Annotated in this window: 11 protein-coding genes; 5 read left to right on the forward strand and 6 right to left on the reverse strand. The window is 36.6% G+C overall.

Annotation, left to right across the window (positions count from 1 at the left end):
* Positions 1–1,067 precede the first annotated feature (1,067 nt).
* Genes ACFSAH_RS02895 through ACFSAH_RS02905 form a run of 3 tightly spaced genes read right to left on the reverse strand, consistent with a single transcriptional unit; the run spans position 1,068 to position 2,785 of the window.
* Positions 1,068–2,024: an acetyl-CoA carboxylase carboxyltransferase subunit alpha gene (locus ACFSAH_RS02895; RefSeq protein WP_379661190.1), complete on the reverse strand. Its 957-nt coding sequence runs from the start codon at positions 2,022–2,024 to the stop codon at positions 1,068–1,070.
* Positions 2,025–2,075: 51 nt separating this feature from the next.
* Entirely contained in the window at positions 2,076–2,570 is a 495-nt protein-coding gene (locus ACFSAH_RS02900) for a hypothetical protein (RefSeq protein WP_379661191.1), read from the reverse strand.
* Positions 2,567–2,785, reverse strand: coding sequence for a hypothetical protein (locus ACFSAH_RS02905; RefSeq protein WP_379661192.1), 219 nt, complete (start codon positions 2,783–2,785; stop codon positions 2,567–2,569). The genes ACFSAH_RS02900 and ACFSAH_RS02905 overlap by 4 nt, the downstream gene beginning before the upstream one ends.
* A gap of 211 nt (positions 2,786–2,996) precedes the next feature.
* On the opposite strand from ACFSAH_RS02905, the gene secA reads away from it, so the two are divergent.
* The 4 genes from secA (at position 2,997) to ACFSAH_RS02925 (ending at position 9,313) form a co-directional block, all read left to right on the forward strand.
* Positions 2,997–6,296: a preprotein translocase subunit SecA gene (gene secA / locus ACFSAH_RS02910; protein ID WP_379661193.1), complete on the forward strand. Its 3,300-nt coding sequence runs from the start codon at positions 2,997–2,999 to the stop codon at positions 6,294–6,296.
* Positions 6,289–6,711 (forward strand): SPOR domain-containing protein, encoded by a 423-nt coding sequence (locus ACFSAH_RS02915; protein ID WP_379661194.1) that lies wholly within the window; start codon positions 6,289–6,291, stop codon positions 6,709–6,711. The genes secA and ACFSAH_RS02915 overlap by 8 nt, the downstream gene beginning before the upstream one ends.
* Positions 6,711–7,895, forward strand: a complete 1,185-nt coding sequence (locus tag ACFSAH_RS02920) for a M20 metallopeptidase family protein (RefSeq protein ID WP_379661195.1) — start codon at positions 6,711–6,713, stop codon at positions 7,893–7,895. The genes ACFSAH_RS02915 and ACFSAH_RS02920 overlap by 1 nt, the downstream gene beginning before the upstream one ends.
* A 473-nt stretch (positions 7,896–8,368) precedes the next feature.
* Entirely contained in the window at positions 8,369–9,313 is a 945-nt protein-coding gene (locus ACFSAH_RS02925; protein ID WP_379661196.1) for a hypothetical protein, read from the forward strand.
* Positions 9,314–9,768: 455 nt separating this feature from the next.
* Here the strand turns inward: ACFSAH_RS02925 and ACFSAH_RS02930 are convergent, their stop codons facing one another.
* Entirely contained in the window at positions 9,769–10,653 is an 885-nt protein-coding gene (locus tag ACFSAH_RS02930; protein ID WP_379661197.1) for an aldo/keto reductase, read from the reverse strand.
* 145 nt (positions 10,654–10,798) lie between these two features.
* Between ACFSAH_RS02930 and ACFSAH_RS02935 the strand changes: the two genes are divergently transcribed.
* Positions 10,799–11,518: an SDR family NAD(P)-dependent oxidoreductase gene (locus ACFSAH_RS02935; RefSeq protein ID WP_379661198.1), complete on the forward strand. Its 720-nt coding sequence runs from the start codon at positions 10,799–10,801 to the stop codon at positions 11,516–11,518.
* Here the strand turns inward: ACFSAH_RS02935 and ACFSAH_RS02940 are convergent, their stop codons facing one another.
* Positions 11,519–12,814, reverse strand: coding sequence for a mechanosensitive ion channel family protein (locus tag ACFSAH_RS02940; protein WP_379661199.1), 1,296 nt, complete (start codon positions 12,812–12,814; stop codon positions 11,519–11,521). It abuts the gene before it with no gap.
* 144 nt (positions 12,815–12,958) lie between these two features.
* Entirely contained in the window at positions 12,959–13,633 is a 675-nt protein-coding gene (locus tag ACFSAH_RS02945) for an outer membrane beta-barrel protein (RefSeq protein ID WP_379661200.1), read from the reverse strand.
* Positions 13,634–13,756 lie beyond the last annotated feature (123 nt).

A 13,756-nucleotide genomic window follows, 5' to 3' on the forward strand; every position in this document is an offset into this window, starting at 1 on the left:
ATTTCTTTGACCGTTTCGAAAAGAACATTCATACCACACCCTGCGGTCGAAGAAAAGACAGCGATCCTATTTTTTCACGAGCGTTGGACTAGAGCCTCAGCCATCAAAGAAAAAAATGTTTTGCTTTACTTATTCCAAAAAAAGTAAAAAGACACCACCAATACTCATGAAAGCAGAACGCCTATCCTAACAACCTGAAATCGATTAATATTTCATTGTTTTTGAGTGATTTGGACATTATTTCATGTTTAGTTCCTAAATAAATTCGGAAGACGCCCCTATTTTTGTCATTGCGAGGAGGTACGACGAAGCAATCTCTTTTGGCATTACTCTCATAGCCTTTTTATAAACTCAGGTTAATAAAAAACAAACCTATCCATCAACTTTTCATACCCAACAAATTTAACTTCGTTGATCTTCAATTCCCCATTGCATTCCAGTCGAAACAACAAGTTTTATTGTTTCTTTAAAAACAACTCTCCCCTCCAGCACAACCTTTGTAAAAATATTAGCAGTCCATAACAATGAGCAAAACCGAGCCTCTAATGAAATGATTTCCTTGACCGTTTCGAAAACAACATTCATACCCCACCCTGCGATCAAAGAAAAGACAGCGACCCTATTTTTTCACGAGCGTTAGACTAGAGCCTCAGCCATCAAAGAAAAAAATGTTTTGTTTTACTTTTTCCAAAAAAAGTAAAAAGACACCACCAACACTCATGAAAGCAAAACGCCTATCCTAATAAAAAACAAACCTTAAATTCTCTTATACAATAGCAAAAACTAAAGAAGCTCCATCCTTCGTTAAGAGAACCTTTAGAGATGCTTTAAAGATGCTTCAAGGTTTCAGGAGCATAACCTTCTATAAATACATCCAAAACGGTGATTGAAAGTATCTAAAAGGATCCCAATCATTCTGAATCCATTACAGTTTTTGTGGGCGACTCTTCTAACATCGTCTCTCGAAAAGAACGATGTACATAACAAGGGCATAAACCTAATTTACACCAACAAAAAAAGGAACAATTTAAAAATCGTTCCTTTTCCAAAATCGTATAGTAATAAGCTTATTCTTCTACAACAACCCCCATAGCGCAAAACTTATCAATTCTTTCTTTAATCAATTGATCTACATTTTTTGCTTTAAGCTCTTTAAGGTCTTTTATAATCCGCTCTTTTAAAGTTGCGGCCATTAGGGTAGGATCCTGATGCGCCCCACCCAAAGGTTCTGGAATAATACCGTCTATTAATCCGTTAGCCAGCATATTTTTAGAAGTCAGCTTTAAAGCTTCTGCAGCTTTCTCTTTATAATCCCACGTTCTCCACAAAATAGCCGAACAGTTTTCCGGAGAAATCACAGAGTACCAGGAGTTTTCCAACATCAACACCCTATCTCCAATACCAATTCCTAAGGCACCACCTGAAGCTCCTTCGCCCACAACCACACAAATAATAGGCACCCTCAATATCGACATCTCTAACAAGTTTCTGGCAATAGCCTCTCCCTGTCCTCTTTCTTCTGCCTCTAATCCCGGATAAGCTCCCGGCGTATCTATCAGTGTTAAAACAGGTTTGTTAAATTTTTCGGCCAGGCGCATCAAGCGTAATGCTTTTCTATAACCTTCGGGATTAGCCATACCAAAATTTCTATACTGGCGCATTTTGGTATTTATACCTTTCTGGTGACCAATAATCATTACTGTTTCGCCATTAATGGTACCAAAACCACCAACAATAGCTTTATCATCCTTCACAGTCCTGTCGCCATGCAGCTCAATAAAATCATCACAAATTTCTTCTATATATTGCAGAGTATATGGTCTTTCCGGATGTCTGGAAATCTGAACCTGCTGCCATCCGGTAAGGTTGCTATAGATTTCCTTTTTGGTTACTTCTATTTTTTCTTCCAATTCTTTCAGAGTAGCAGACATGTCTACTTTTGTCTTTTCTGCTACCTGCTTTACTTTTTCTACCTGTTGCTGTAAATCAGCAATAGGCTTTTCAAAGTCGAAAGATGTATTCATATAAAAAATTTTTAGGCTGCTAAGTTATCGTTTACTTGGCGAAATTTAAAATTACTTACCTTTATTATTTATATCCTGATACTTTTTTAGTTGTTGTGCAGACAACAAAGTGCTTGTTCTTAGGTGTGCCCTTAAGTATGCATTCCGTAATTCGCCTTCCAATGCTCCAATTTTATTGGTATAATAAATCAAAGATCCTTCATCTATTTTACGGGTTTCAAAAAGCTGGTTAAGCTTTGTTTGTTCCTTAATCAGAAAGCCGCCCATTTCTTTAACCTTCCTGTTCAGTTCTATATGGATCATATTCACCTGATGTTTCTGGTCGGTGGTTAAGGATAGCTCTTTAGCAAGTTGGAGTACGCTCCCCGGCGAAGGATAATTATTTACCTCTGCTATAAGATACAAATCTGCATTCCCCCCATTTTTATAGTACTGGTAGTTTTGGGATGAAATAAATTTCAAAGGCGACACTTGCTGCAAACTATCTTGTGCAAAAAGTAATTGACTACAGACCATAGCCAGGAGCCCTAAAATCACATTCTTCATTTCTGGTCTTTTAGTTGTTCTAATTTAGCTTTGGCAGATTCCCAACTGTTATCTTTCTTTTGAGCTACTGGTGTTTCGTCTATCCATTGCTGTAATTGGGCAAGAGATTCCAATACCTTATCAGCACTTATTCCCTCTCTTTTAAAATAGATCAGATCCAGCATAAGGGCTTTTGTATTTCCTTTTTCGTCCGTAATAATATTGATACCGTTCATAAGTTCGTCTGTTTATCCATTCAAATTATAGAATTTCTGGCATTTAGTAGTCACAAATATGATTTTTTACATTTTATTTAAATATCTGACTGCCATAAATTATAAACTTTTAAATAAAATCTTAATTTTACACGCCCACAATATGCCATTTTGACCATATTCGGAACATGGCGTAGTTGTTGACTTTTAAAGATTCATAAAATAATCTAAGATGTTAAATTTTATAAGTAAGATATTCGGTAGTAAATCTGATAGAGATTTAAAAGTTATCAGACCTATCGTAGACAAGATAAACGAAGAGTACAACAAGCTCTCCGGCATTACAAATGACGAACTGAGAGGAAAAACCCTCAACTTCAAACATAGAATACAAGAAAGCCTTTCTGAAATCAACGGAAAAATCATAGAAATAAAAAATAATGTTGAGCAGAATCAGGAAATGCCACTTTCTGAAAAAACGGCTTACTATGACGAAATTGACAGACTAGAGAAAGAGCGTAACAAAAAACTGGAAGTTACTTTGGCTGAAATCCTTCCTGAGGCTTTTGCTGTAATGAAAGAAACAGCAAAAAGATTCACAGAAAACGAAGCCATAGAAGTTACCGCTACAGATTTCGATAAAGAATTAGCGGCTCGTAAACCAAACGTAATTATCAATGGAGATAAGGCCATACACCATAACTCGTGGTTAGCTGCCGGAACTGAGGTTAAGTGGAACATGGTTCACTACGATGTTCAGCTCATTGGTGGTATTGTACTACATCAGGGTAAAATTGCCGAAATGGGTACAGGTGAGGGTAAAACCCTGGTAGGAACTTTACCTATTTACTTAAATGCTTTGGCGGGAATGGGAGTTCATGTGGTAACAGTAAACGATTACCTTGCCCGTCGTGACTCTGAATGGAACGGACCTGTTTTCGAATTTCATGGCCTGTCTGTAGATTGTATTGATAAACATTATCCAAACTCTGTAGAAAGAAGAAAAGCCTATCAGTCTGATGTGGTTTACGGAACAAATAACGAATTTGGTTTCGACTACCTGCGTGACAATATGACACGCACTCCGGAAGAACTGGTACAAGGCAAATTACACTTTGCTATTGTGGATGAGGTTGACTCGGTATTGATTGACGATGCCCGTACACCTTTGATTATTTCGGGACCTATTCCACGTGGTGATGAGCATGAGTTTTATGATCTGAAACCAAGAATAGAACGCTTGGTTAATGCACAAAAGAACTATATTACCGGTGTACTGAACGAAGCCAAAAAACAAATTAACGAGGGTAAGTCCGGACAGGAAGAGGGTGGAATGGCGCTATTGAGAGCGCACCGTGGTTTGCCTAAAAACAAAGCGTTAATTAAGTTTTTGAGCGAATCTGGCATCCGTCAGGTTTTAACAAAAACAGAAAATTACTATATGCAGGACCAAAACAAGGAAATGCATAAAGTAGATGCGGAACTATTCTTTATCATTGATGAGAAACAGAACCAGGTGGAGCTAACCGAAAAAGGTATTGAATTAATTACCTCTTCTGGTGAAGACCCTAACTTCTTTATCCTTCCTGATGTAGGTACCGAAATTGCTGAGATTGAAAAAGCAAACATCGGAACGGAAGAAAAAGCGCATAAAAAAGACGAATTGCTTAGAGATTATTCTATAAAAGCAGAACGTATCCACTCGGTAAACCAACTTTTAAAAGCCTATACGCTATTTGAAAAAGACACCGAGTATATTATAGACGACGGAAAAATAAAGATTGTAGACGAACAAACCGGTCGTATTATGGATGGCCGTCGTTACTCAGACGGTTTACACCAGGCGATAGAGGCAAAAGAAAATGTAAAAATAGAGGACGCTACTCAGACTTACGCCACTATTACACTGCAAAATTACTTTAGAATGTACCATAAACTGGCAGGTATGACCGGTACGGCTATTACTGAAGCTGGTGAGTTATGGCAAATCTATAAACTGGACGTGGTAGAAATACCTCCGCACAGACCTATTGCGCGTAAAGACATGCAGGATAAGGTTTACCGTACCATGCGTGAGAAATATAATGCCGTGGCTGATGAGATTGTGGAATTAACACAGGCAGGTCGCCCGGTTCTGGTAGGTACAACCTCTGTAGAAATATCCGAATTATTAAGCCGTATGCTTAAGCTACGCGGCATTAAGCACCAGGTATTAAATGCTAAGTTGCACCAGAAAGAGGCAGATGTAGTGGCCGAAGCAGGTAAATCAGGAACGGTAACCATTGCAACCAATATGGCAGGTCGTGGTACTGACATTAAATTAGGCGAAGGTGTTAAAGAAGCAGGAGGTTTAGCGATTATAGGTACAGAGCGTCACGAATCTCGTCGTGTAGACAGACAGTTACGTGGTCGTTCAGGACGTCAGGGAGACCCGGGTTCTTCTCAGTTCTTTGTATCACTGGAAGATAACCTGATGCGTTTATTTGGTTCGGAAAGAATCTCTAATCTGATGGTAAAAATGGGTATCGAAGATGGCGAAGTTATTCAGCACTCGATGATTACCAATTCTATCGAAAGAGCACAGAAGAAAGTAGAAGAAAACAACTTTGGTATCCGTAAACGTTTATTGGAGTATGACGATGTGATGAACTCGCAACGTAGCGTGATCTATTCTAAACGTAAAAACGCATTATTTGGCCAACGTCTGGATGTAGATATTGAGAACATGATTATAGATGTGATCGATGATGTGGTTACGGAATACAAAGACACTCATAATTACGAAGGCTTTAAGCTGGAACTGATTAGGGTATTCTCTATAGACACCGCTATTACAGCCGAAGAATTTGCAAGCTCAAACGTCAATAAACTTATTGAAAAAGTGTTTATAGAAACTTCTGAGTTCTATAAGAGAAAATCTGAAGCTATTGCACAACAGGCCTACCCTGTATTAAAAGACATTCTGGATAACAGAGGTCCGGGTATAGAAAACATCATCATTCCGTTTACTGATGGGGTGAGAGGAATACAGGTTTCTGCTCCTTTACACAAATCAGTAGAAACCAATGGTAAAGAAGTTATCAAATCTTTCGAAAAAAACATTGTATTAGCTTTAATAGACGATACATGGAAAGAACACCTGCGTGAAATGGATGATTTGAAACAATCTGTTCAAAATGCTGTTTACGAACAAAAGGATCCTCTGATTATTTATAAAATGGAGGCATTTAACCTATTCAAGAGCATGTTAGCAGCAGTAAATAAAGAAGTAGTGAGCTTCTTGTTTAAAGGTGGCATTCCTGTTCAGGAAGCTCCTGTGCAACAAGCAGTTTCACAACCGGCTACTGATTTAAGTAAACTAAAAAGCTCTAGAACAGAAGTGGGTGCTAGTAATGGACCTGGAATGGAAGATACCAGAGAAATACAAAAAACACAGCCCATTGTACGTCAGGAAGAGAAAATAGGCAGAAATGATCCTTGTCCATGTGGAAGTGGTAAAAAATATAAAAGTTGTCACGGAGCTAATGCTTAAAATAAAACAATCAATCGTAGGTCTGTTTCTTGGTCTTTGTATTCATGCAAATGCACAGGAAAAAGGTTCGGTAGAAGAAATCAAAGACCCGCGTATAGATAATCTTATTGAAAAAAGAATAGAACTAACTAAAGGTGCATCCAATACAGGTGCGCCTTTGGTTATTAACGGGTTTAGGGTGCAGATATTCTTTGGCCCGGATAGAAGAGAAGTTTATGACCAACAGGCTAAATTTAAATCGCTATATCCAGAATACAATACCTATATCTCATATACCCAACCTAATTATCGTTTAAAAGTAGGCGATTTCAGGACCAGAATAGAAGCCCAGCAATTGGTCAATGATCTGAAACCCATATTTCCTACTTTGTTTATCTTTAATGAGAAAATTAACCCTACAAAAGTTGACCAATAATGCTTATTGAAAAAATAAAAGGACTGGCCGAAGAAATTTATACAGATGTAGTTAATAAAAGAAGACATCTACACGCCAACCCTGAACTATCCTTTGAAGAGTTTGAAACTTCTAAATATGTTAAAGAACAACTAACCGCATTAAATATCCCTTATACAGAGATTGCAAATACGGGCGTTCTGGGTATTATCAAAGGAGATCTTCCATCTGACAAGGTTATTGCTTTAAGGGCAGATATGGACGCTCTGCCTATTCTGGAGACTAATGATGTTTCTTACAAATCTACCAATCCGGGAGTAATGCATGCCTGTGGACATGATGTGCATACATCTTCTCTTTTAGGCACTGCAACTATATTATCCAGATTAAAAAGTGAATTTGGAGGAACCATTAAATTGTTGTTTCAGCCGGCAGAAGAAAAACTACCTGGCGGAGCCAGCTTAATGATAAAAGATGGCGCGCTGGAAAACCCTAAACCAGCAGCTGTAATGGGTCAACATGTAATGCCTTTGATAGAGGCCGGAAAAGTAGGGATACGGGCCGGCAAATACATGGCTTCTTCTGATGAAATCTACATCACTATAAAAGGAAAAGGTGGACACGGAGCCCAGCCCCAGGAAAACATAGATCCGGTTGTGATTATGGCACATATTATTATCGCCTTACAACAGATTGTCAGCAGAAATGCCGACCCACGAATTCCTACGGTACTTTCTTTTGGAAAAGTGATTGCCGATGGTGCCACTAATGTTATTCCTAACGAGGTGATAGTTCATGGCACTTTCCGTACGCTTGACGAAGCATGGAGAAATTCTGCGAAAGAAAAAATGAAGAAAATGGCCGAATCTATTGCAGAAGGAATGGGTGGAAGCTGTGATTTTAACATTGTAAACGGCTATCCGTTTCTGGTTAACGAAGAAAAATTAACAGCGTCTGTAAAACAGAACCTTGTAAATTATATGGGTGCAGAAAATGTGATAGATCTGGATATCTGGATGGCTGCCGAGGATTTCGCTTATTATTCGCAAGTTTCTGATGCTTGTTTTTACAGATTAGGAACCGGAAATAAAGAAAAAGGCATCACTTCTTCTGTACATACTCCTACTTTTGATATTGATGAATCTGCCCTAAAAATAAGCACAGGCTTAATGGCTTATTCTGCTATCAAAGAACTGGGTTTTTAACACTTAATATTTTAAAACTGTCAGGCTGTAAGATTGTCAAAAGACGATGGTCAGAAGCCTGATGGTTCATATTGTCCATGGACGATGGACCATAGTCTGTAGCTAACACCTCTATCTGATTATCGTAACCTCCAGAGCGTCATTGCGAGGAACGAAGCAATCTCATTATCAGAATCTTAACCAAAACCAACGGTAACGCAATCGAGGGATCTCCTTCAGAAATACCTAGAGAATAGATTTATCTCCACTGTACTCATTGATTGTTGTAATAGTCAATAGTCAATGGACGATGGACCATAGTCTGCAACTCCCCCCTATCCAGTCATCCTGAACTTGTTTCAGGATCTGTTCTCCTCCTTATTTCCACCATATTTCTTAAAAAAGCATCCCACAATCCCCTCTTGTACACAACCTATTATTCCTGACAATACCTCTCTAATTTATTCTATAATAAAGATTCTTATTTTTGGTTTATGAAACGCAACATCCTCCTATTTATCCTCATTATATTTTTTCATTACAGGGCTTTTTCACAAGCCATTCCTCGCTTTAATCCAGATACCCTACTTACCGTAGTTATAGATAGCGTTGTGGTAATTAAAACAGCAAAATCGGGATTAAATCAGGAAGACTTTATACAGAGAATTATTAGTGATACCAGCTTCTATGATGCATTCAGAGCCATGAAAAAGTATAAGTTTTTAGGAGAAAACAGCATTTATACCTATCAAAAAAACAATAACATCGAAGGGAGTATCTATAAGAAGTTTATTCATAACCCCGCAAAAGGAGCACAAAAAATAACTTATCTGGAAGAAAGGAGTTCGGGTAAGCTCTACAAGAAAAACGGTAAATATAATTTAAAAACAGTAGAGATGTTTGATTATATATTTACCAATGCATATAAATCTTACTATGCCCCAGCTTCGGGTAATTCTACAAACAGCGATAAAAACCAATCTTACAAAGACAAGCTTAAAACATTAATTTTTAGTCCGGGAAGACCAATTAAAGGAATACCTGTTATTTCTGGAAAAACAGAGATATTTTCTTCAAATATGCGTCAATATTACGACTACATGTTTTATTCAGGAACTTATTTAGATTCTATACCCGTTTATCGTTTTAAAGTTACCCTAAAAGACGATTTGTCTAACTGGACTAAAAACGGACTGATGATCAAAGAGCTTACGACTATTTTCGACAAAAGAAATTTTCAGATCTTAGGCAGATATATAGATATGAAACTGGATAATCTGGCCTTTAGCTTCGATATTCAGATGAATATCGAAATGTCTTATTTCTTCGATGAGCTGCTACCTACAAAAATCAGCTATCAGGGTAATTGGGATATTCCTTTCAAAAAAGAAGAAAGGGTTAGTTTTTTAATCGCTCATAAAAATTACACAGAAAAGTAACCCCTACCACTAAATAGCTCTGATCACTGATAGCATCGCTATATAGATCATTAGGAACTCGTTTCAGTATCTAAAACATAGTTATAGTAGCTTTTTTATTAAAAAGAGATTCTATTTATAATACTTTATAGATATCTAGATACCAATAAGATTTACCTATAACCAAACTCTTTCTCAATCTAGTCCCCCAACCTTGATACTCCCACTATACTAGCACTTTACTCCCAGTATACTCCCACCTTAGTACCACGCTGACCTATTTAATTATAGAGATTATAGCGAAGAGACGAAACTGTTTCTATAAAAAAGCACAGCTCTCATAATCGAGCAAAATATCAGAAGTTAAGATCTTTGTTTAAAGTCTTTTTTAAAGAGAGATCTTGTAAACTAAGCTCTCTCTTTAAATACTATACCTTATTTTACTTCCCTACAAGAAATAAAATGCAGCTATCTGGCTAGCCATTTGTTTGGTAAAGCTCGTACCAATCCTGATGATCCAGCTCCACTGAAAATGAGTTTACAATATTTCTTATCCTTTGTTCGTTTTTAGTTCCAATCAAAGGAAGCGCACCTAATTTAACCAACCAGGCTACCGCTAAAGACTCAATATCTACATTATATTTAGGAGCTATTTGCTCCAGTTTATTTCTCAGTTTTACAGCGGCTTCATCAGTTCCGTTGGCTATACGCCCTTCTGCCAATGGAGCAGATGCCAAAGGCCTCATGTAACGTTGTTTAATATAATCTATCTGACCACTATCCAAAGCAGATGTATTCAGTAAATTAAGCTCTATATGATTGGTTACAATCGGAATATTCAGGTACGATGCCAATAGCTGATGCTCAAATACAGAAAAATTGGTAATACCAATATTTTTCACTTTTCCAGACATCCTCAATTTAAGTAAAGCACTTGCTGTTTCTTCCAAATTGGAAATCTGATCCAAATGGTTCAACAAAAAGATATCTATATAATCTGTTTTCAGCTTCTTTAATGAATTTTCTACCGATTTAACGATATACTCTCCCGATGTATTGAAATGTCTGATACGAACATCGGGTTGTGACGAGCCCGGTACCCTTAAACCACACTTTGTAAACAATACAATATCTTCTCTTTTAAAAGATTTATTGTTGATTAGTTTACCAAAAAGCTCCTCAATCTGGTAATCTCCGTAAATATCTGCATGGTCAAAGGTATTTATTCCCAATTCCAGACATAGGTTCACAATTTTCTCCATTTCAGAAGAAGTGGATTCGTTTACATCATCCCATCTATAAAACCCATAAATAGCTGGAGACACTTTTGGCCCTGCATCACTTAAATATATTTTTTCCATTGCAATGATTTAATACTTACAATTATAAATATTAAGGTTTAAAAACACAATCCTAATATCCAGATAAAACGCTGTTGATTTCAATATTAAAGGGAATAGATGCCTGATGCTCACTTTTGTTGTTTAAATTTGGGAAAAGAATATCATGAAATACGCATTTGTTACCGGGTCATCAAGAGGGATAGGTTTTTCCATAGCTTGCAGCTTACTGGAAAAAGGTTATAGAGTAGTATTTAATTATGTGAATACTACCGACTTTAAAAATGAGATTAACCCACGCTTTAAAGAAAATGAAGATTTTTATTGTGTACAATACAACAATAGCGACCTTAGCCATATTAACGGGTTAATAGAAAAACTACAATCCATCTCTCCGGTTTACGATGTACTGGTATTTAATGCAGGTATTACAGACCGATCTCCTTTTTTTGAAGCTGATGACCAGAACATCATTAACGTATTCAATTGTAACCTCTTGTTTCCTATACTGTTTATGAACCAGGCTAAACCTTTATTAAAAACAGGGGGAAACATTATATTAATAGGTTCTATGTTGGCTGTATACCCACATGCAACATCTATTCCTTACGGAGTATCTAAAAGTGGAATAAACGCCCTTACCAAAAATATGGTAAAGGTTTTCCAACCCATGGGCATCAGAATTAACTGTATTAACCCGGGCTATATTGATACCGACTGGCAAAAGGCAAAAAAACACGAGGTTAGAGAAGCCATTAAACCGGGTATTGCCCTAAACCGATTTGGAGAACCTGAAGAGGTTGCTAAACTAGCCATGCATATTCTGGAAAACGAATACCTGAATGGTTCTATTTTGCAAATAGACGGTGGTTATTCATTTAAATAATCAGGCATTTATTTTAGACAACATACTCCTAAAATCACTGGAGGCAGGTGATTCAAACACTTCCAGATCAAAATAACTTACAGCTGCGAAAATATGGTCGAATATATCGGCCATAATGTTTTCGTAGTTCTTCCATTTTACATCATTGGTAAAAGTGTAAATTTCTAAGGGCAAGCCATCGTCTTGCGGTTCCAGTTGTCGTACAATCATGGTCATACCTGTATGCAGGTTGGGATTGCTTTTAAGGTATTCATCAATATACACTCTAAACACACCAATATTAGTCAGATTTCTCCCATTAATCAAAACAGACCGATCGATATTTCTCTCCGAATTATTCTGTTCTATTTCCGTTTTCTTAGTGTTCAGATAATCGCTGATTAATGACACCTTCTTTAAACGATGAATATCTTCATCAGAAAGGTATTTAATAGTGGATATTTTTATTCTTATCGCTCTTTTTATTCTTCTTCCACCGGCACTCGTCATCCCTCTCCAGTTTTTAAAAGAGTCGGATATAAGGTTGTAAGTAGGAATAGTGGTAATGGTCTTATCAAAGTTTTGCACTTTTACCGTAGTCAGCGAAATTTCTATAACGTCGCCATCTGCTCCGTATTTATCCATTGTAATCCAATCACCAATACGTACCATATCATTAATGGTTACTTGTATACTGGCCACAAAACCCAATATGGTATCTTTAAAAACCAATATAAGTATAGCAGAAGCAGCTCCTAAAGTGGTAAAAAAAGCAAGAACGGAACGTCCTGTAAGGGTTGTAAAAATTAATAGTCCCGCTACAAAATACAGAACTATAACCATTACCTGCACATAGCTATCTATAGGCTTATCTTTAAAGGAGTCTTTGGTTTTCAGATAATCCCTTATCGACCTCAATACCGATCTGAATATATATATTCCCAAAACAATGGTATAAATATCCAGCAGCGTATTAACAGCAGGTATAACCTGAGTAAAATCGTAGAATATTAGGGGGACCAAACTAATCACTATATTGAGTGGTATTATTCTGGCAATCTGATCGGGAAGTTTATGTTCAAGTAAAAAATCATCAAATTTTGTACTTGTTTTAGAAATCAGGTTTTTAAATACTTTGATCAGTATCTTTTGGCCTAAACGATAGGTTATCCAAACTACGAGCACTAATACCACCAAAAACACAAACAATTTCAGATAAGAAATTATCTGATTTTCTACCCCAATCTTTTCGATTATATTTTCTAACCATTCATGAACAGTCGAGATAAAATCTTTTTCTTTTACACTTGTTATCATCCTTAAATACTTTTTCTGACATGTTAAGCCGGTAATTTAATGATTTAGGATTAGAATACTTTAAAAACAGATAAGGTTTTTAAATAAAAGAGCCCATAGTTATTAAACTACAGGCTCTTTCATTTATTTTTTAATGTCTATTTCTTAGAAAACAAAACCGATACGAATTGCACCAATTACTCTAGGGTTAAGTTCGAATGAGCTTCCTGCAGATTTAATATCTGTTGAAACTCCATTATTATTAACTTTTTCTTTTCCTTCTTTAGTCCAAGTAAAACCAAGACCTGCTTCAGCACCTAAGAAAAGACGCTTTGCTATGTAATAGTCTGCACCGATAACACCACGTAAACCTAGATCAATAAAACCCGGACCTTTTCTCTCAAATTTTTCATTAGCTTGGTAAGCTCCACCTAATGTTACATCTTTTGTTTTAATTACTTCTTTACCTGTACCAAATAAAATATCAGCACCTACGTATGGAGATAAACGCTCTGTTCCTGCAAAATGTTTTTCAACTCCTAAGTTAATATTCAAAGAATTGTTTGAACGTTTAAATGTACCTTTTTCGTCGTTAGGTCCATAAACATTATTAGTTTCTTGGTCAATTTCGGCACCAAAACCTACTCTGTAAGCTAAATTTTCTTTAGCGAAGTAACGAAAACGTAATAAAGCTCCGTCTTTAAAATTGAAATTTGTGTTGTTAATACCTCCATTTAAACCAAACTCAGTTGTTACATCACCTGCTTTAGGTTTAAAATCTTGCGCTTGTACTGTTGCAATCGAAGCACAAAGTGCTAATGCTAAAAACATTTTTTTCATAGTTCTCTATTTTAAAAATATAATAATTGATTCGGGCGCAAAAGTATTTTTTAAAACGACCAAATATGTCACAAAAATGTCATTACACTTAAAATAGAATAATTTTAAATAAGAAGTAAAAAC

Origin of the sequence: Pseudopedobacter beijingensis (assembly GCF_042678145.1) — a bacterium.
GTDB lineage: Bacteria > Bacteroidota > Bacteroidia > Sphingobacteriales > Sphingobacteriaceae > Pseudopedobacter > Pseudopedobacter beijingensis.